The organism is Streptomyces sp. NPDC051286 (assembly GCF_044455345.1).
In the GTDB taxonomy this organism is placed as follows: Bacteria; Actinomycetota; Actinomycetes; order Streptomycetales; family Streptomycetaceae; genus Streptomyces.
Genome location: NZ_JBITER010000004.1, coordinates 194,923 through 213,520 on the forward strand (window position 1 = coordinate 194,923; position 18,598 = coordinate 213,520).

Sequence of the window (18,598 nt, forward strand, 5' to 3'; positions counted from 1 at the left end):
TGGTCATGTTCCTTCACGCGTACAGGGGGTTGGCGATGGTGACATAGACGGACTGAGTGTCGACGGGGCCGACGAGTTCGTCGAGACCGTGGAGCCGGGTCAGCATGTTGGCCTTGCACCGCAGGTGCGACTTCTGCAGCAGTTGCGCGGGAAGCGGGGAGCCGAGGTCGATGACACCGCCGAGGAACCGACGGAGGCCGGCGATGAGCACTCGTTCATCGGCGAGATGCTCGGCGCCGAAGGCCCCGATCAGACCGAAGATGTTGTTGATGCCCAAGTAGTAGGCGAAGCGCTCGTCGGTGACCGCATCGGAGACGAAGGTGTCGCTGAGGGTTCCGATGCCGGGGAGCCTCTGCTCAAGTGCCTGGCGATGCGATTCGCGGAAATAATAGCCCTGATTGTCCCGATATCGACCCCCGACGGGCCAGCCGGCGGCGTCGAGCACCACCAGCGTGTTCTGCTGGTGGGCTTCGAGGGCAACGCCTGCCGTGGCATCGAGCCACAGCACGGGGCGCACGACCCGGTCGAGGTAGCGCAGGAACCACTCGGCGGCAACCGCTCCCTTGGATCTGCCGGTGGTGGCAGCGAGGCGGAAGACGACGTCGGCGAGGCGCGATTGCATGCCTGGCCGGTCGGACCAGGGGCGCAGGGAAGTCAGCCCGGCGATGCACACCGCATCGTCGTACGGGCCGAAGGGGTTGTGGCGCAGCATGACGTCGAGGCCGGGGACGGGCTCGCCATCCGGTGTGTCGACGGCGAGCCAGGCCGGGTCGCGAACGATGTCGAAGCCGGGGTGGACAGCGTGCCACTGCGCAGCAAGTCCACTGCGGAGCAGCCGGTGGACCTCCACGCCCCGGTGGAGTTCCTTGCGGAGATTCTCACGACGGGAGTTGGTGATGCGTACGCCGAGGGAGAGCTTGAGCATGACGTCGGCACCGGACTGATGGACGGTACGGACGGAGGAGGTGGGGTGCCAGGGCTCGCCGTGCGGCCCCAGGTCATGGAGAAGACCGGCTTCGAGCAGGGCCGCGACGTCCGGACGGCTGCCCAGTTCCCGGGCCTGCCAGGGGTGGAGCGGAAGCGGCGCCGCGTTGGCGGGGAGGTGCAGCCCGCCGGCGTGGGAGGCGACGAGGTCTTCGGCGGGGACGGGGCGGCCTCCGTCCGTCCAGGAGGACTCGGTGGCCAGCAGGGAGCGGTCCACAGCCATCCAGTGCAGCGGGAAAGAGCCGTGCAACTCAGGTGAGTAGAGACGGGATTCGGTCTCGGAGATGCCTTCGCGGCTCTTGGGGCTGGGGTGCAGGGGGTGACCCAGCAAAAGCGACTGCTCGGCGGTGAGGAAGAGGTCCGCGTCGGTGGGAGGTGCGGGTGTGCGGCGTCGCTCGGCGATGAAACCGGCTGTACGGCGTACGGAGTCGGCGACCCTGGCCACCATGTCGGCACCTTCATTGCGGTCTGCCTCTCGGCCCAGGAGGGCGGCGACGGTGACGGCATCGGTGGTCGGCGCCTCGTCAGGTGCGTGCACCAGGTTGGGCGGGCCGAAGCGGTGCCATCCCGTGGCGGACCAATAGAGGACGGGGACGAGCAGGGCGGTGCCGCTGGCGGGAAGCGGGATACGGAGAGCGTTCCCGTCGGGTCGGGGCAGATCGTTCTCGCGGACCCAGCAGCGCAGCAGGTTCTCGACGCCTGATGCGTCTGCGGCCCGGAGCGGGTCCGGGTGGTCGAGAGGATCGGCCGTTCTTCCGCCGGCAGGGGGGGCCTGTGGAGTGCACCGCTCGCCATGGAGGGATGCCATCTGGCGCGGCACCGTCGTCTGCTCGACTGCCACTCGGCCGACGAGGACGGACTGGCCTCGTTGCTGGCCGACGGGAGCGCCGTCGGCCTCGGGCGCGGGCGCGGGGGTGGGGTTCACGGCGGTCTTCCTTGTGAGGGTGTCCGGGGTCAGTGGGGCGACCCGGTCGTGATTCGGCGATGCGGCGAGCGTTCAGCGGCTGCCAGTGCGTCGGCGAGGCGGTCGACGACCGCTGTTGCCTGTTCGTCGGTGAGTGTGAGGGGAGGGAGCAGGCGTACGACGGTGGAGTGGCGTCCGCCGAGTTCGACGATGAGGCCGCGTCGGAGGCATTCCTGCTGGACAGCGGCGGCGAGGACCGGATCGGGCGATGCCTCGGTGGCGCTTCCGGTACCGCCGGTGAGCGGGGCGGCCTCGGGGTCGATGAGTTCGACCCCGATCATCAGCCCCCGCCCGCGGACGTCTCCGACGCACGGGTGGTCGGTAGCCAGCGTGCGGAGGCGGGCGAGCATACGGGCGCCGAGCGACGCGGCGTGCTCGGCGAGTCGGTTCTCGCGCACATAGGCAAGGGTGGCCGTGCCGGCGGCCATCGCGAGTTGGTTGCCGCGGAATGTGCCGGCGTGGGCGCCCGGTTGCCAGGTGTCCAGCTCGGAGCGGTAAATGATCACTGCAAGCGGGAGGGAACCGCCGATGGCCTTCGAGAGCACCATCACATCAGGGGTGATCCCGCTGTGCTCGACTGCCCAGAAAGCACCGGTCCGGCCGACGCCGGTCTGGACCTCGTCGGCGATCAGGGGAATGGATCGGGACGCGGTGATCTCACGCATCCGGCGCATCCAGCCGTCGGGGGCGGGGTTCACACCGCCCTCCCCCTGCACCGGTTCGAGGATCATTCCGGCCGGCGCCGGTGCTCCCCCCTTGGGATCGTCCAGCAAGCTCTCGGTCCACCGGGCGGCGATGTCGGCGCCGCGTTCGCCACCGATGCCGAACGGGCACCGGTACTGCAGCGGGAAGGGAAGTCGGGTCACGCGGACGTCGTCGGCTCCACCTGAGGCCGCAAGGGCTCCCGCCGTCATCCCGTGGTAGGCGCCGGTGAAGGCCAGGAGTCCGCTGCGTCCGGTCGCGGCACGGACCAGCTTGAAGGCCGCCTCGACGGCGTCCGTGCCGGCCGGTCCGCAGAACTGGATACGGGCGTTGTCGGCGAACTGCCGTGGCAATGTGGCGAACAGTTCCGTGGTGAACGCGTCCTTGACCGGGGTCGCAAGGTCGAGGACGTGGAGGGGCGCACCCGAGTCGATGACCTTCTTGATCGCCTCCAGAACCACCGGATGGTTGTGTCCGAGCGCCAGCGTGCCGGCTCCGGAGAGACAGTCGAGATAGCGCCGTCCGTCCGCGCCTTCGATGGTCAGCCCGCGCGCCCGCACCGGCACGATCGGCAGTGACCGCGCATAGGTGCGAGCGGCCGATTCGCGCAGCGACTGGCGGCGCAGGATTCCCTCGTGCACCGCGGGCGGTGCCACCGGAGCTGGTTCGGTCACGGCCACGGCTTCTGGTCCTCCCGCTGTAACAGTTGCGTTGCACGTCAGTACGTTTCCGCAAGGACGGACCACGGCGATGAATGCTGCCCATAAGTCCCTCGTACGTACCAACGACGCCGGACGCAGGGGATCACGGGTAACCGGAAGATCCTTGCGGACACGGAACCGTGGACCTGCTGCGTACCGTCACCACCGGCACCGGCATAGTGGGGGCCGCGCCGACACTCCGGGCACCATCACCGGAGCGTGCGGCACATTCGGAAAAGTGCCCAAATGCACTACAGAAGTGTTGAGTTACGAAGTCCCAGGGGGATCACCGCATGCGACCGATTCGACCAGTTCTCACCGCACGTCCAGGGAGGAGCGCACGCCGCACGCCCTCGTCCGTGCTCGCAGTGGCCGCGGTCACTGCCGTTCTCGCGCTCACGGCCACCGCCTGCGGGCCGAGCGAGGACGGTGCGAATGCCGAGCCGAGCAACTCCGCCGGGATGACCTCGGACAACAAGATCACTATTCCGGATGATCTGCGGGACCGGCTCAAGGAACACGGAGTCGACCTCGACAAGTGGAAGAACGGCGAGTGGAAGAACTGGGACAAGGACAAGTGGCTGCGTGAGGCCAAGGACTTCATCAACCCGGTCATCGAGGGCCTCTGGGACCCGGACCGCATGCGGGATGCCGACAAGGCGCCCGAGCAGCCGGTCGACAACGACATATCGGGTGACAAGGGTGTGACGGACCCGACGCCCGTGCCGGTCCGGGCCACGAATGTGCAGTCGCCCTACCACGGCAATGCCGCAGAGTCGGGGAAGCTCTTCTTCGACGGCCCCGAGGGGTCCATGGTCTGCTCCGCGACCGTGGTGAAGGACCCGGCCAATCCCGGAAGGTCCAACATGGTGTGGACCGCCGGGCACTGTGTGCACGCGGGCAAGAAGGGCGGCTGGTACCGCAACATCGCCTTCGTGCCGTCGTACAACAACAGCGGGCTTTCGCTCGCCGAGCTGAAGAACGCGCCCAAGGAAAAGATCGCTCCCTATGGCGTGTGGTGGGGGCAGTGGGCGCAGACGTCCGACCAGTGGATCGCCGACGGCGGCCCCACCGGTGGCCAGGGAGCCCCGTACGACTTCGCGGTCCTGCATGTGGCACCGGAGAAGGGCTCGACCGGGAAGTCCCTTGAGGAGACGGTCGGTTCGGCGCTTCCTGTGGAATTCAACGCCCCGGCCGTGCCGAAGATCGACAGCATGACGGCAACCGGCTTCCCGGCCGCTCCGCCGTACGACGGCCAGAAGATGCTGCAGTGCAAGGACCAGCCGGGCCGCCTCTCGCTCACCGAGGCAGACCCGACGATGTACCGCATCGGCTGCTCCATGACCGGCGGCTCCTCCGGCGGTGGCTGGGTCGCGGCGGGCCAGGACGGCAAGCCCGCACTGGTATCGAACACGTCCATCGGCCCGGTGACGGCCGGCTGGCTGGCAGGGCCGCGCCTCGGCAAGGAGGCCAAGGGCGTCTACGACGCGGTCAGCAAGAAGTACGCGGGACAGTAACGCACACGGACTATGACCGGCAGCCTTGCCGGTGACGGGTGCTCAGGGGGCCCTCGGCGCGACAGCAGTCCGCCGGGGCCCCCTTATGCGCCGACGCCTCGGTGGCGGAAAGCATGCGCCGGACCGTCATAGGGTGGGCCTGCATCTCGGGGTGGCCACTGATCCTGGCACCCACATGACGCGTTCATGGCATTCTCTAAGTGCTCAGGGGGGAAGTTTTCCATGCGATCCATACGACCACTGCTCGTCGCGACCGGCCTCGTCGCCGCTCTCTCGCTGACGGCCACAGCATGTGGTCCTAGCGAGGACAAGGCGGACGGCAAGCCCGCCGCCGAATCCGCCGGTGACAACGACAGCGGCGGCGGCATATCCGCCGATCTGGCCGAGACGCTCAAGAAGCACGGCGTCGACCCGGAAAAGTGGAGGAACGGCGCGTGGAAGAACTGGGACAAGGACAAGTGGCTGCGTGAGGCCAAGGACTTCGTCAACCCGGTGATCGACGGGCTGTGGAAGCCCGAGCGGATGAAGTCCGCCAAGGACCCGGCGAAGATGATGGCAGCCAGTGACTTCTCCGGCGACCAGGGCGTCACGGACCCGGAGCCCGCGCCGGTCAAGGCAGAGCCCGAGGAACTGCCGTACCACGAGCACGCCGCCCCGGTCGGCAAGGTGTTCTTCGACTCCCCCGAGGGGTCCATGGTCTGCTCGGGCACGGTCGTCAAGGACCCGAAGAAACCGGGCAGGTCCAACCTGGTGTGGACGGCCGGTCACTGTGTCCACGCCGGTTCGAAGGGCGGCTGGTACCGCAACATCGTCTTCGTGCCCGCCTACAACGACAAGGGCAAGTCCGCCGCCGCGCTGGAGAACGCCCGGCCCGAGGAGATCGCCCCGTACGGCGCGTTCTGGGCCGACTGGGTCACGACCTCCGGTGAGTGGATCGCCGACGGCGGCCCCACCGGTGGCCAGGGCGCTCCGTACGACTACTCCGTGCTGCACGTGAAGCCGCAGAACGGCACCAAGTCGCTTGAGGAGACCGTGGGCAACGCCCTGCCGGTCAACTTCGACGCCCCCGAGATCTCGCAGATCAGCGCCATGGGCGCCTGGGGCTACCCCGCTGCCGCCCCGTACGACGGTCTGATCATGCACAAGTGCATCGACCGTCCCGGCCGGCTCTCCATCAGCCCCAGCACCCCGACGATGTACCGCATCGGCTGCACCATGACCGGCGGTTCCTCCGGTGGCGGCTGGTTCAGTGAGGGCTCCGACGGCAAGCTGGCGCTGGTCTCCAACACCTCCATCGGCCCGGTGACTTCGGGCTGGCTCGCAGGACCCCATCTGGGCCAGGGCGCGCAGGAGATCTTCACCATGATGAGCGACAAGTTCGTCGGCCACTAGTCAGGGGCCGGTTCACGCCCGAAGGCCCGCTCCCTCGTGAGGGGGCGGGCCTTCGGTCCGTACCGTGTCGTGCTGTCAGTGCGCCACCGGCACGAACGGTGTGAGTTCCGCGGCCAGTTCCTCATGCACCCGCGCCTTGAGGAGAGTGCCCTCCAAGGTGTGTTCCTCGGAGATCACTTCGCCGTCGGCGTGCGCCCGGGAGATGAGTCCGCCGTGCGTGTACGGGACGAGTGCCTCGATCTCGACCGACGGCCGGGGCAGTTCCGCATCGATGAGCGCGAGCAGCTCGTCGATTCCGGCCCCCGTCCGCGCCGAGACGGCAATGGCGTACTTCTCGTTCCGCAGCAGACGCTGGAGGACCAGCGGGTCGGTCGCATCCGCCTTGTTGATCACCACGACCTCGGGCACGTCCAGCGCACCCACTTCGCGGATCACTTCGCGCACCGCGGCGAGCTGCTCCTCGGGAACCGGATGCGAGCCGTCCACCACGTGCAGGATCAGGTCGGACTCGCCGACCTCCTCCATGGTGGAGCGGAACGCCTCGACGAGGTGGTGCGGCAGATGCCGGACGAACCCGACGGTGTCGGCCAGGGTGTAGATCCGGCCGCTCGGCGTCTCGGCCCGGCGCACGGTCGGGTCGAGTGTGGCGAAGAGTGCGTTCTCCACCAGGACGCCCGCCCCGGTCAGCCGGTTGAGCAGCGACGACTTACCTGCGTTGGTGTAGCCGGCGATGGCGACCGAGGGCACCTTGTTGCGTTTGCGCTCCTGCCGCTTGATCTCGCGGCCGGTCTTCATCTCCGCGATCTCCCGGCGCATCTTCGCCATCTTCTCGCGGATCCGGCGCCGGTCCGTTTCGATCTTGGTCTCACCGGGACCACGGGTGGCCATGCCGCCACCGCCGCTGGAACCACCGCCGCCCATCTGACGGGAGAGCGACTGTCCCCAACCGCGCAGGCGCGGCAGCATGTACTGCATCTGTGCCAGCGAGACCTGTGCCTTGCCCTCTCGGGACTTGGCGTGTTGGGCGAAGATGTCGAGGATCAGGGCGGTCCTGTCGACCACCTTGACCTTGACGACGTCTTCCAGATGGATCAGCTGGCCGGGGCTGAGTTCACCGTCGCAGACGACGGTGTCGGCTCCTGATTCGAGGACGATGTCACGCAGCTCCAGCGCCTTGCCCGAGCCGATGTAAGTGGCCGGGTCGGGCTTGTCGCGCCGCTGGAAGACGGCGTCCAGCACCTGCGCTCCTGCCGTCTCGGCGAGCGCCGCCAGCTCCGCGAGGGAGTTCTCGGCGTCCTGCACGGTCCCCGAGGTCCAGACGCCGACCAGCACCACACGCTCCAAGCGCAGCTGTCGGTACTCGACCTCGGTGACGTCCTCAAGCTCTGTGGAGAGGCCCGCCACACGCCGCAGTGCCGCGCGCTCGGAGCGGTCGAACTGCTCGCCGTCCCGCTCTCCGTCGATCTCGTGGCTCCAGGCGACGTCCTCTTCCATCAGGGCGTTGGCCCGAAGGCTTTCGGTGAGGCTCTCGGTGGCGTTCTCCGTGGCGCTCCGCGCATTCTGCGCGTCCTGGGGAAGGGAAGAAGAGGAGGTCATTGGATCCTTACGTCGATGGAAGTCCGTTACGTGAGTCACAACGCGTGACCTGTCCGGATGATTCCCGCTCGGGAGAATCTCCGGTCCGGCTGCCGCGGCGACCCGTCGATAGTGGCACGGCCCGGACGGCCCCGTCACCCGGGTTTACCGGTGTCCGGCGGGCTGCGTGCTGTGCCAGTCCGGGTGCCCGGGCATCGGCGGGGTCTTCTCGCCGTACAGCCAGCCGTCGAAGAATGCGGTCAGGTCACGTCCCGCAGTCTCTGACGCCAGCCGGACGAAGTCCGCCGTGGTCACGGTGGAGTCACGGTGCGACCTCACCCAGCGGCGTTCCAGCCGGTCGAAGGCGCTCTTGCCGATCTCCTGTCGCAGCGCGTAAAGGACCAGCGCGCTGCCGTCGTACACCACGGGCCGGAAGAGGCTGATCTTCTGTCCCGGCGAGGGCGCGGCGGGACGGGCGGGCGGCCCTCCGACTGCGCGCCAGCTGTCGGACCGGGTGTAGGCGTCGCGCATCCGGTTCTCCAGCGACTTCTTGGCGTGCTCCTCCGCGTAGCGGGCCTCGTACCAGCTGGCATGTCCTTCGCTGAGCCAGAGATCGGACCAGGTCTGTAGGGAGACGCTGTCGCCGAACCAATGGTGAGCCAGCTCATGGACCATGATCGAGTCGACGTACCACTGGGGATATGCCGTGTTGGTGAACAGGGTCCGTTCGAAGAGTGTGAGTGTCTGGGTCTCCAGCTCGAAACCGGTCTCTGTGTCGGCGACCAGCAGTCCGTACGTCTCGAAGGGGTACCGGCCGACCTGGCGCTCCATCCATTCCAGCTGTCCGGGCGTCTTCTTGAGCCAGGGCTCCAGGCGGGCGGCGTCCGCGGCCGGCACCACATCACGAACCGGCAGTCCGTGCGGCCCGGTCCGCTTCCGGACAGTCGAATGCCCGATGGAGACCTGGGCCAGCTCGGTGGCCATGGGGTGCTCGGTCCGGTACGTCCAGGTGGTCGAGGCGCCGTGCCGGACCCTACCGGCGGGCAGGCCGTTGGCCACCACCGTCAGGTCCTTGGGGGCAGTCACCCGGAAAGTGAAGTAGGCCTTGTCGGCGGGGTGGTCGTTGCTGGGGAAGACCCGGTGCGCAGCGTCGGCCTGGTTGGCCATGGCCAGCCCGTCGGAGGTGCGCAGCCAGCCGCCGCTGTCCTGGTCGCCGCTGGGGTCGCTGGTGTGCCGGACGGTAATCCGGAGCGGCACTCCGGCGGGCAGCGTGCCCGGGGGTTCGACGACAAGGTCCTCGCCCGTGACGGCGAAGTCGGCGCGCAGGCCGTTGACCGCGACGGAACGGACGCTGCCGCGGGTGAAGTCGAGGTTGATCCGGTCCAGTGGCTCGGTGGTCCGCGCGTCGATCGTGGTGACGGCGTCCAGGGGTTCGCTGTTGTTGCCGTGGTAGGTGAATCCGATGTCGTACGAGAGGACGTCGTACCCCGGGTTGCCGAGGGTGGGAAAGAGTGAATCTCCGATGCCGAGCGGCACGGGCGAGTGCAGGGTGGCGGCAACGAGGGTGGCCGATGCAGTGGCCAGCAGGGCGGCCCGCAGGCGGCGGGGGATGAACGGCATGGACTACGGCTATCAGCGACCCGCACAGGGACGGGCGCGGCACGCGCCACGCCACTCGAATGAGGTCGCCGGGACAGCTGGGCGCCGCGAAGGACTGGTTCAGACGGCGGCGGCCGGGTGCTGGGCGCGGTTCACGTCGTACACCCCCGGTACGTCCCGCATCGCGCGCATCAGTGCAGGCAGTCCGGCGGCGTCCGGGAGCTGCAGGGTGTAGGTGTGCCGAACACGTTGTTCGCTGGGCGGTTCCACGGTGGCGGAGATGATCGCCGCGTCCGCTGACGCGATGGCCTCGGTGAGATCGGCGAGCAGCCCTGGCCGGCCGAAGGACTCGGCGACCAGGGTGACCCGGCATTCCGCCGCGTCGCCCCAGCCCACCGTGACGGGCGTCCGGCCCGCTGCCTGCATCCGGGCCACCCCGGGACACTCTCGCCGGTGCACGGTGACGACGCCGCCGCGCACGGTGAATCCGGTGACGTCGTCGGGCGGTACGGGGGTGCAGCAGCCTGCGAGCCGTACGGTGGCGTCCGGCATGCCTACGACGGCGGTCGCGGCGCGGCGTGCGGCCCGGTTGGCTCCGGCGTCCGACAGGTAGGCCGGCTGCCGCTCGGGCCTGCGGCCCGCGGGCTGGCTGCCGTACGTCCCCTGGGCACCCTCCGGGTGGGCGTCGAGCCACCCGGTGATGGCGATGCGCGCGGCGGGCGTACGGGCGTGGTCGAGCCAGTCCGGTGAGGGGCCGGAGGCGGTGTCCTCGGCGATCAGCAACTGCACGGTGTCCCCGTCGCTGAGCACGGTGGAGAGCGTGGCGAGCCGGCCGTTGACCCGGGCCCCGATGCAGCTGTGGGCCTCGTCGCCGTACTGCGCGTAGGCGGCGTCGACGCAACTGGCGCCGGCGGGGAGTCCGAGCGTGCCGCCATCGGTGCGGAAGACCGTGATCTCCCGGTCCTCGGCGAGGTCGGCGCGGAGGGTGGTCCAGAAAGTGTCCGGGTCGGGGGCGGACTGCTGCCAGGCGAGGAGCCGGGAGAGCCAGCCGGGCCGGGTCGGGTCGGCGCGCTCGCCGTCCGCAGGTTCGGCTTGCGGCAGCGTGGAGGTGCCGTCCGTGGTGTAGGGGTTGCCGAGGGCGATCACGCCCGCCTCGGCGACCTTGTGCATCCGATGGGTACGGATGAGGACTTCCGCGACCGCGCCCTCCGCGCCCACGACAGCGGTGTGCAGCGACTGGTACAGGTTGAACTTGGGAGCCGCGATGAAGTCCTTGAACTCGGAGATCACGGGGGTGAAGCAGGTGTGGAGCTCGCCGAGGACGGCATAGCAGTCGGCGTCCTCACCGACGAGCACAAGCAGCCGCCCGAAGTCGGTGCCGCGCAGCTCTCCGCGTTTGACCCTGACGCGGTGCACGGAGACGTAATGGCGGGGCCTGATGAGGACTTCTGCGGGGATGTCGGCGTCCCGCAGCACGGTTCTGACGTTCTCTGCGATGGCGGAGAGGGGCTCGCCGGTGGTGCCCGGGGAGCCGGATTCCGGTGCCGAGAACGCGGCGATCAATGCCCGGGTGTGCGCGTACTCCTCGGGATGGAGGATCGCGAAGACAAGATCCTCCAGCTCGGTCTTGAGTGCCTGCACCCCGAGCCGTTCGGCGAGCGGGATCAGCACGTCGCGGGTGACCCTGGCGATCCTCGCCTGTTTCTCCGGGCGCATCACGCCGAGGGTGCGCATGTTGTGCAGCCGGTCGGCGAGCTTGATCGACATGACCCGGACGTCATCCCCGGTGGCGACCAGCATCTTGCGGAACGTCTCGGGTTCGGCGGCCGCCCCGTAGTCGACCTTCTCCAGTTTGGTGACGCCGTCGACGAGGTAGCAGACCTCGTCGCCGAATTGTTCGCGCACCTGATCGAGGGTCACCTCGGTGTCCTCGACCGTGTCGTGGAGCAGCGAAGCGGTCAGTGTCGTGGTCTCGGCCCCGAGCTCGGCGAGGATCAGCGTGACCGCGAGCGGATGCGTGATGTAGGGCTCGCCGCTCTTGCGCATCTGCCCGCGGTGGGAGGACTCTGCCAGGACGTAGGCCTTGCGGAGGATGCTGAGATCGGCGTCCGGGTAGTGGGCGCGGTGGGCCTCGGCGACGTGGCCGATCGCGTCGGGCAGCCGGTCACGGGAGACCGGTCCGAGCACGGCGACGCGGCCGAGTCTGCGGAGATCGATCCGGGGACGGCCTCGTCTGCGGATGGGAGCACCTGGGTTGGTGGCCTCTGCGCTCATGGGGGCACCTCCGGCAAACGTCGACCGGCGGTGGGGAGGTGCGGACGCACCTCCGGGCCGGTGCTTGATGCTACCGAGCCCACCACGTGGCGGAGTCCCGCTCTCGCTCAGCGTGAACCGGATCACCCATTCGAGCGAAGCTCTAGCCGGTCACCGTTTCGAGCCAGGCCGGATCGATCTTGCCCTCGGCGACGATGACAGCGGCTCCGGTCATCTCGATCTCGCCGTCCGGCCGCTCGGTGATCACAAGGGTGCCGCCCGGCAGATCGACGGTGTACGTGACCGGGGTGCCGGTCTCGGCGGGGTCCGCGCCGTCCCTGCGGGCGGCGGCGACGGCCACGGCGCAGGCGCCGGTGCCACAGGAGCGGGTCTCTCCGGAACCGCGTTCGTGGACCCGCATCGCCACATGGCGCGGTCCGCGGTCCACGACGAACTCGATGTTGACGCCGTCGGGGTAGACGGCGGCAGGGCTGAACGGCGGTACGGAGAACAGCTTGCCCGCGTGTGCCAGGTCGTCGACGAAGGCCACCGCGTGCGGGTTTCCCATGTTCACGTTGCGGGCGTCCCAGCTGCGGCCGTCCACGGTGACCGTGACGCCGTCCTCGGGGAGCTGGGCGCGCCCCATGGAGACCGTGATGTCGCCGCCCTTGGCGAGGTGGACCTTCTTCACACCGCCGCGGGTCGCGACCGCCAGGTCGCCCTCCTCGACAAGTCCGGCGCGCTGCAGATAGTGGGCGAAGACCCGCACGCCGTTGCCGCACATCTCGGCGATCGAGCCGTCGGCATTGCGGTAGTCCATGAACCACTCGGCTTCGGCCGCCATGGTCCGCGCCTCGGGGTGTGCGGCGGACCGCACGACGTGCAGCAGCCCGTCACCGCCGATACCGGCCCGTCGGTCGCAGAGCCGGGCGACGACGGATGCGGGCAGGTCGACGGCGTTGTCCGGGTCGGGAACGATCACGAAGTCGTTCTCGGTGCCGTGACCCTTGAGGAAGGGAATCTCCGAGGTGCTCACAGGGCAACTGTACGAGGCCGCGCCGACAGCGGACCAAGCCGGGCCGAACGGTGGACGGGCGCGGCTGTGGACAGATGACGGGGCGCGAGCCCGGACTCAGCGCAGTCGCGCCACGCGCCAGATGGCCAGCGCGACGAGTGCGCCGCACACGGCCACGTACAGGGTGATCACGCGCCAGTCGGGGCGCTCCCCCGAGCCCCCGGCCGGCAGGCCCGGCCAGGTGTGGCCGACACGGCGGGCGGCCATCATCCCCCAGCCCGCGGCGCAGCAGCTGATCAGCAGACCGAGCATGGCGACGACCGCGCCCCCGTCGCCGAACTCGAAGGCGAGCGGGAAGGCGAACATCAGAGAACCGACCGCGGCAAGCATGACGATCGGAGCGAGCTGCCAGAGCCTCAGACGGCGCGCGGGCCGCAGCTCGACCTCGACCTCGGGGGTCACCTGGGGCTCGTCGGGCCCGTCAGGGCTCAGGCGTCCCGCCTCGTGCTGCGTGTCCGGTGCGTCTTGTTCTGTGTCGCGAGGGCCGGCCTCCATCGCCACGCGCCCTCCCAACTCGGACTCCACTGGTCGATCGATGCTCGATGATGGCACGCTCCCGGTCGCCTTAATGACGGGCAGGGCTTCCCGATGCCATCACGTGATCAGGCTGTAACCGCTCGTTCGACCAACGCCAGCGCCCGGTGCGGGAGTTCCCCGCGGTGCTCCTCGGCGCCGCTCAGCCAGTGGACGCGGGGGTCGCGGCGGAACCAGGAGTCCTGACGGCGCGCGAAGCGTTTGGTGGCGCGGACCGTCTCGGCGCGCGCCTCGTCCTCCGTGCACTCCTTGGCCAGTGCGCCGAGCACCTGCTGATAGCCGAGCGCACGGGAGGCGGTGCGCCCGTCACGCAGACCGCGGGCCTCCAGTGTGCGCACCTCGTCCACGAGCCCTGCCTCCCACATCCGGTCGACCCGGAGGGCGATGCGTTCGTCGAGTTCGGGGCGAGCCACGTCGACGCCGATCTGGACCGCATCGTAGACCGCTTCGTTACCTGGGAGGTTGGCCGTGAAGGGCTTCCCGGTGATCTCGATGACTTCGAGGGCCCGGACGATGCGGCGGCCGTTGCTCGGCAGGATGGCCCGGCCCGCCCCGGGGTCGGCGGCGGCCAGTCGGCCGTGCAACGCCCCTGAACCGTGCTCCGCCAGTTCCTGTTCCAGCCTGGCGCGTACGCCGGGGTCCGTGCCGGGGAATTCCAGTGCGTCGATCGCACCCTTCACGTACAGCCCGGAGCCGCCGACCAGAACAGGGGTCCGGCCCTCGGCGAGCAGCCTGTCGATCTCGGCTCGGGCCAGCCGCTGGTACTCGGCGACGCTGGCCGTCTCGGTGACGTCCCAGATGTCCAGCAGCCGGTGGGGTACGGACCCGCGCTCGGCGAGCGTCAGCTTCGCGGTGCCGATATCCATCCCCCGGTAGAGCTGCATGGAGTCGGCGTTGACCACTTCGCCACCGAGCTGCTGGGCCAGGAATACCCCCAGATCAGACTTTCCGGCTGCAGTGGGACCGACGACGGCGATGACCCGCGGTGCGGGAGATGGACTACTCACTGCCCCAGTCTCGCAAATGTCCAGCCCTCCCCCCGAATGGGCTACGTGACGGCACGAAGCCGGAGTCGTTTGCTGTTCCGAGGTGTCGCGCGCCGGTTCGGACCGCCCCCGTCCAGCAGACGGTCGGATGGCCGAAGGCCAGACGAGGGCTGACGGACGAGAGCCCGCGCGGCGCGATGAGACGCTCCGGGCGGCGCGGAATTTCGATCACACGAGTAAAATATGGAGAAAATATGGGCGTTTTTTCATGGTTTCGCCGTTCCTCTTCCGGAGCGGTCGAGACGTCGGCCGAGGAAGCCGCAGCACCGAGGGACGAGGCATCCGAGGTCGCCGCGTCGGCGCCCGGGGCGACGGTGGACGAGTCGGTGACGTCCACCGGGTCGGAGTCCTCCGAGGGCGTGGAAATCCCGAAGCAGCAGTCGGCCGACGAAGCGGCGGACAACGCGGCCGGAGACAACGCCCGCACATAGTCCCCCCAGCAGGGAAGGTGTCCGATGGGCTTCATGGACAGTCTGAAGGCCAAGCTGAGTCCGGCGAAGGGCAAGGTCGGTGACCTCGCGCAGCAGCACGGGGACAAGATCGACCATGGAATCGACAAGGCAGCACGGACGGTCGATCAAAAGACAAAAGGCAAGTACAGCGACAAGATCGAGTCCGGCTCGAAGAAGGCCAAGCATGCGATTGACCGTCTGTCCCACATGGGCGAGGGCGGTACGCCGCCACCGGCTGCCTGACCGCGGCACCTCGACCTGATCACGGTGGACGGCCGTGGAGCAGCACCGCTCCGCGGCCGTCACGTGCGTGTTCGGCCCGAAACCCTCCGACCCTGTCCGAGAGCAGCCGGATCCGTCCTCAGAACCAGGTGGCAACCATGTATCCGACGCCGTACGGAGCGTCCTCGTAGAGCAGCCGCCCGCTCAACCCGGCCCCTTCCGCCGCACCCGCCAGCACCTGCCACGGCGCCCGGCCCGCCGCCTTCAGTTCGTACGCCAATGACTCGTCCAGCGCACTGAGCACGGCGAGGTCCGCGGCGCCCAGGGCCCGTGACACCTCCATGTCGAACGAGAGGGCGCGCTCGTCCAGATAGCCGGGGGCCTTCACCGTGCGGCAGGCGCTGCCGTCCCCCATCACCAGCATGGCCACGCGGCGGGCCCTGGCTGCCAGCTCCCGTCCGGTGCTCGCGCAGCGCCCGGCTTCGAGCGCCTCCCCCACGCCCAGGCTCTCGACCGGCGCGTCCGCCCACTTCGCACGGGCAAGCAGCCACGCGGCGACGGAGAGGGACGGCGGAAGCGGGCGCACCGCCGCAGCGCCGGGGTCTCCTCCGAGCCCGAGCCGGACGTCGAGATCGACGCCGAAGCCCTTGAAGGATCCGTGGGCCCCCTCGGGATGCGGCCCACGGCCATCGGGATCCGCGGGCCCGATCACGATCAGCAGGTCGGGGCGGGCCGCGGCGAGCACGCCCAGGGCATCGATGCACGCGGTCCTCGCGGCCAGGAGCTCTGGCGCGGCTCCTGCGGCGACCTCGGGTACCAGCACGGGCGGACAGGGGCAGACAGCTGCGGCGACAAGCATGCTGGGCAGCGTACTGCGTCAGCCGATTCCCGCCGTTTCCCCCGTCCGTTCCGGCCGCGGGTCTGTGCCCCTTCCCCTACGAGGTCAGTCGCACCCGCAGCCGGGAGCCGCCGCGGGCGGCAACGGCGCCGGGGCACCGATGCCGGGCAGCCCGAGCATCACTCCGGCCGGCTTGGCGGCCTCGGCTACGGTGCGCTTCTCCCAGGCGTCCCCGGACCGGGTTCGCCTCACACCGAGCGGCGCGCCCTCGGCGAGCAGGTGGTGCGGGGCGGCGTAGGTGATCTCGACCGTCACCACATCGCCGGGGCGCACCTCCTCGTCCGGCTTGGTGAAGTGGACCAGGCGGTTGTCGGGAGCACGGCCGGAGAGACGGTGTGTGGCGCCGTCCTTACGGCCCTCGCCCTCAGCGACCATGATCTCCAGGGTGCGGCCGACCTGCTTCTTGTTCTCGTCCCAGGAGATCTCCTCCTGGAGGGCGGCCAGGCGCATGTACCGCTCCTGGACGACCTCCTTCGGGATCTGCCCCTCCATGTCGGCAGCCGGGGTTCCGGGGCGCTTGGAGTACTGGAAGGTGAAGGCGTTGGCGAAGCGCGCCTGACGGACCGCGTGCATGGTCTGCTCGAAGTCCTCCTCCGTCTCGCCGGGGAAGCCCACGATGATGTCGGTGGAGATGGCGGCGTCCGGCATCGCGGCGCGCACCTTCTCGATGATGCCGAGGAACCGCTCCTGCCGGTACGAGCGCCGCATCGCCTTCAGGATCGTGTCCGAACCCGACTGCATCGGCATGTGCAGCTGCGGCATGACGTTCGGCGTCTCGGCCATCGCCGCGATGACGTCGTCGGTGAAGTCGCGGGGGTGCGGCGAGGTGAAGCGGACCCGCTCCAGGCCTTCGATCTTCCCGCAGGCGCGCAGCAGCTTGGAGAAGGCCTCGCGGTCGCCGATGTCGGAGCCGTACGCGTTCACGTTCTGGCCGAGCAGGGTGATCTCGGAGACGCCCTCGGCGACCAACGCCTCGATCTCGGCCAGGATGTCGCCGGTGCGGCGGTCCTTCTCCTTGCCGCGCAGTGCCGGGACAATGCAGAAGGTGCAGGTGTTGTTGCAGCCGACGGAGATGGAGACCCACGCGGCGTAGGCGGACTCGCGGCGGGTGGGGAGGGTGGAGGGGAAGGCCTCCAGGGATTCGGCGATCTCGATCTGCGCCTCCTCCTGGATACGGGCGCGCTCCAGAAGCACCGGCAGCTTGCCGATGTTGTGCGTTCCGAAGACGACGTCGACCCATGGGGCCCGCTGGACGATCGTGTCGCGGTCCTTCTGCGCCAGACAGCCGCCGACCGCGATCTGCATCCCGGGCCGCTTCGTCTTCATCGGGGCAAGCCGGCCGAGATTGCCGTAGAGCTTGTTGTCCGCGTTCTCCCGCACCGCGCAGGTGTTGAAGACGACGACATCGGCGTCACCGTCGGCGCCCTCGGGCGCACGTACGTACCCCGCGCCCTCCAGCAGCCCCGACAGCCGCTCGGAGTCGTGGACGTTCATCTGGCACCCGTAGGTGCGCACCTCGTACGTTTTCAAACCCTCTACCTCGCTCATCTCGTCCACCAGGGTACGAGGTCGTACGGACACCCAGGGCCTCTCTTCCCCAGGACCGGCCCTGGCCATCACGAGGAGTGAGCTGGCAGGATCGCGCCATGCTCCACGCACTGTCCCGTATCGGCCGCCGACGCACCCTTCAGGGGGGCGCCGTCGTTGCCGTCGTTCTCGGGCTGCTGCTGTGGTGGGTGCTGCCGCTCGGGGATCCGCCGCCGAGCGGATCTCTGACCTTCAGCACAGGGGTACGCAGCGGGGTCTACCAGCGCTACGGCGAGCGGCTCGAGGGAGCCCTCGCCAAGGACCTGCCCAAGGTCTCGATTCGGCTGCAGACCAGCGAGGGCTCCCAGCAGAACATCCAGCGGGTGGCGACCGGGAAGGCCGACTTCACCATCGCCACGACCGATGCCCTCGCCACGTATCTACGGGACGGCAAGGCCGGGGCCGACCGGCTGCGCGGCTGTGTCCGGCTGTACGACGACTACATCCAACTGGTGGTGCCCCGGGACTCGGACGTGCAGACGGTCGCGGATCTCGCCGGTAAGCGGGTCGCGGTGGGGCAGGAGGGTTCGGGCGTGCGGCTGGTCGCCGACCGGCTGATGACCGCCGCGGGTCTTGATCCGACGCACGGCATCACCCCGGTCCCGGCCGGGATCGACACCATGCCGACGCAGTTGCAGAACGGTCTCATCGATGCCTTCTTCTGGTCCGGCGGGCTCCCTACCACCGCTGTGCAGGAGCTGTCGGACCGCTTCCCGATCAGGCTCGTACCCCTGGAGGCATCGCTGATCAAGCGGCTGCGGGCCGGTGGCGGCCCCACTCGCTACTACCGCTCGGCCGTGATGCCCGCCGACGCGTACCGCGGCGCCCAGCAGGAATCGGCCATCACGACGGTGGCCGTCGCCAACGTGCTGGTCACCACGGACCGCACGGATCCGGCGATGACCGAGGCGTTCACCCGTACGGTGATCGACAGCCGGGACCGCATCGGACGCGAGGTGCATGCGGCGCAGTTGGTGGACCTGCGGACAGCGATCTACACCGATCCGCTGCAGCTGCACGACGGGGCCAGACGCTACTACCGGTCCGTCAAGCCCTGACGCACTCCGGCGGGGCGCACCGTCGCGGCACCCGGTACC

General features: G+C 69.2%; 15 protein-coding genes. 5 read left to right on the forward strand and 10 right to left on the reverse strand.

Annotated features, from left to right (window positions below; all coding sequences use genetic code 11):
- Nucleotides 1–13: 13 nt before the first annotated feature.
- Entirely contained in the window at nucleotides 14–1,909 is a 1,896-nt protein-coding gene (locus ACIBB8_RS06900) for an IucA/IucC family protein (protein WP_398949365.1), read from the reverse strand.
- A gap of 29 nt (nucleotides 1,910–1,938) precedes the next feature.
- Nucleotides 1,939–3,330, reverse strand: coding sequence for a diaminobutyrate--2-oxoglutarate transaminase family protein (locus ACIBB8_RS06905; RefSeq protein ID WP_398949366.1), 1,392 nt, complete (start codon nucleotides 3,328–3,330; stop codon nucleotides 1,939–1,941).
- 314 nt (nucleotides 3,331–3,644) lie between these two features.
- Here ACIBB8_RS06905 and ACIBB8_RS06910 point away from each other — a divergent pair, with 314 nt between their 5' ends.
- Together ACIBB8_RS06910 and ACIBB8_RS06915 are read left to right on the forward strand one after the other, a co-directional pair.
- The gene (locus ACIBB8_RS06910; RefSeq protein WP_398949367.1) at nucleotides 3,645–4,868 is read left to right on the forward strand and encodes a trypsin-like serine peptidase; all 1,224 of its coding nucleotides are present in this window, start codon (nucleotides 3,645–3,647) and stop codon (nucleotides 4,866–4,868) included.
- 222 nt (nucleotides 4,869–5,090) lie between these two features.
- Nucleotides 5,091–6,260: a trypsin-like serine peptidase gene (locus ACIBB8_RS06915; protein WP_398949368.1), complete on the forward strand. Its 1,170-nt coding sequence runs from the start codon at nucleotides 5,091–5,093 to the stop codon at nucleotides 6,258–6,260.
- 75 nt (nucleotides 6,261–6,335) lie between these two features.
- On the opposite strand, the gene hflX is transcribed toward ACIBB8_RS06915, so the two are convergent.
- The 6 genes from hflX to miaA all read right to left on the reverse strand — a co-directional run bounded on the left by hflX (nucleotide 6,336) and on the right by miaA (nucleotide 14,303).
- Nucleotides 6,336–7,856 (reverse strand): GTPase HflX, encoded by a 1,521-nt coding sequence (gene hflX / locus ACIBB8_RS06920; protein WP_398949370.1) that lies wholly within the window; start codon nucleotides 7,854–7,856, stop codon nucleotides 6,336–6,338.
- Between the two features lie 144 nt (nucleotides 7,857–8,000).
- Nucleotides 8,001–9,455, reverse strand: a complete 1,455-nt coding sequence (locus ACIBB8_RS06925; protein ID WP_398949371.1) for a M1 family metallopeptidase — start codon at nucleotides 9,453–9,455, stop codon at nucleotides 8,001–8,003.
- Between the two features lie 99 nt (nucleotides 9,456–9,554).
- Nucleotides 9,555–11,708 carry a RelA/SpoT family protein gene (locus ACIBB8_RS06930; RefSeq protein WP_398949372.1) on the reverse strand — a complete coding sequence of 718 codons (2,154 nt, stop codon included), beginning with the start codon at nucleotides 11,706–11,708 and terminating at the stop codon, nucleotides 9,555–9,557.
- Between the two features lie 142 nt (nucleotides 11,709–11,850).
- A complete protein-coding gene (dapF, locus tag ACIBB8_RS06935; RefSeq protein ID WP_398949373.1) occupies nucleotides 11,851–12,723 on the reverse strand; it encodes a diaminopimelate epimerase in 873 nt (290 codons plus the stop codon).
- Nucleotides 12,724–12,819: 96 nt separating this feature from the next.
- Nucleotides 12,820–13,257, reverse strand: coding sequence for a hypothetical protein (locus ACIBB8_RS06940; RefSeq protein ID WP_398949421.1), 438 nt, complete (start codon nucleotides 13,255–13,257; stop codon nucleotides 12,820–12,822).
- Nucleotides 13,258–13,364: 107 nt separating this feature from the next.
- Nucleotides 13,365–14,303 (reverse strand): tRNA (adenosine(37)-N6)-dimethylallyltransferase MiaA, encoded by a 939-nt coding sequence (miaA, locus tag ACIBB8_RS06945; protein ID WP_398949374.1) that lies wholly within the window; start codon nucleotides 14,301–14,303, stop codon nucleotides 13,365–13,367.
- Nucleotides 14,304–14,536: 233 nt separating this feature from the next.
- On the opposite strand from miaA, the gene ACIBB8_RS06950 reads away from it, so the two are divergent.
- The gene (locus ACIBB8_RS06950; RefSeq protein WP_398949375.1) at nucleotides 14,537–14,773 is read left to right on the forward strand and encodes a hypothetical protein; all 237 of its coding nucleotides are present in this window, start codon (nucleotides 14,537–14,539) and stop codon (nucleotides 14,771–14,773) included.
- 24 nt (nucleotides 14,774–14,797) lie between these two features.
- Entirely contained in the window at nucleotides 14,798–15,037 is a 240-nt protein-coding gene (locus ACIBB8_RS06955; RefSeq protein ID WP_398949376.1) for an antitoxin, read from the forward strand.
- 118 nt (nucleotides 15,038–15,155) lie between these two features.
- On the opposite strand, the gene ACIBB8_RS06960 is transcribed toward ACIBB8_RS06955, so the two are convergent.
- Nucleotides 15,156–15,875, reverse strand: a complete 720-nt coding sequence (locus ACIBB8_RS06960; protein ID WP_398949377.1) for a class III extradiol dioxygenase subunit B-like domain-containing protein — start codon at nucleotides 15,873–15,875, stop codon at nucleotides 15,156–15,158.
- An 84-nt stretch (nucleotides 15,876–15,959) separates the two neighbouring features.
- On the reverse strand, nucleotides 15,960–17,462 hold the full coding sequence (gene miaB / locus ACIBB8_RS06965; RefSeq protein WP_398949378.1) for a tRNA (N6-isopentenyl adenosine(37)-C2)-methylthiotransferase MiaB: 1,503 nt from the start codon (nucleotides 17,460–17,462) through the stop codon (nucleotides 15,960–15,962).
- Between the two features lie 98 nt (nucleotides 17,463–17,560).
- Between miaB and ACIBB8_RS06970 the strand changes: the two genes are divergently transcribed.
- Nucleotides 17,561–18,559 carry a TAXI family TRAP transporter solute-binding subunit gene (locus tag ACIBB8_RS06970; RefSeq protein ID WP_398949379.1) on the forward strand — a complete coding sequence of 333 codons (999 nt, stop codon included), beginning with the start codon at nucleotides 17,561–17,563 and terminating at the stop codon, nucleotides 18,557–18,559.
- Nucleotides 18,560–18,598 lie beyond the last annotated feature (39 nt).

What these genes read in the sequence shown, in the direction of transcription:
- ACIBB8_RS06910 (WP_398949367.1), top strand. Translation starts at nt 3,645, where the DNA reads ATGCGACCGATTCGACCAGTTCTCACCGCACGTCCAGGGAGGAGCGCA.
- ACIBB8_RS06915 (WP_398949368.1), top strand. Translation starts at nt 5,091, where the DNA reads ATGCGATCCATACGACCACTGCTCGTCGCGACCGGCCTCGTCGCCGCT.
- hflX (WP_398949370.1), bottom strand. Translation starts at nt 7,856, where the DNA reads ATGACCTCCTCTTCTTCCCTTCCCCAGGACGCGCAGAATGCGCGGAGC.
- ACIBB8_RS06925 (WP_398949371.1), bottom strand. Translation starts at nt 9,455, where the DNA reads ATGCCGTTCATCCCCCGCCGCCTGCGGGCCGCCCTGCTGGCCACTGCA.
- ACIBB8_RS06930 (WP_398949372.1), bottom strand. Translation starts at nt 11,708, where the DNA reads ATGAGCGCAGAGGCCACCAACCCAGGTGCTCCCATCCGCAGACGAGGC.
- ACIBB8_RS06940 (WP_398949421.1), bottom strand. Translation starts at nt 13,257, where the DNA reads ATGGAGGCCGGCCCTCGCGACACAGAACAAGACGCACCGGACACGCAG.
- ACIBB8_RS06950 (WP_398949375.1), top strand. Translation starts at nt 14,537, where the DNA reads ATGGGCGTTTTTTCATGGTTTCGCCGTTCCTCTTCCGGAGCGGTCGAG.
- ACIBB8_RS06955 (WP_398949376.1), top strand. Translation starts at nt 14,798, where the DNA reads ATGGGCTTCATGGACAGTCTGAAGGCCAAGCTGAGTCCGGCGAAGGGC.
- ACIBB8_RS06960 (WP_398949377.1), bottom strand. Translation starts at nt 15,875, where the DNA reads ATGCTTGTCGCCGCAGCTGTCTGCCCCTGTCCGCCCGTGCTGGTACCC.
- miaB (WP_398949378.1), bottom strand. Translation starts at nt 17,462, where the DNA reads ATGAGCGAGGTAGAGGGTTTGAAAACGTACGAGGTGCGCACCTACGGG.
- ACIBB8_RS06970 (WP_398949379.1), top strand. Translation starts at nt 17,561, where the DNA reads ATGCTCCACGCACTGTCCCGTATCGGCCGCCGACGCACCCTTCAGGGG.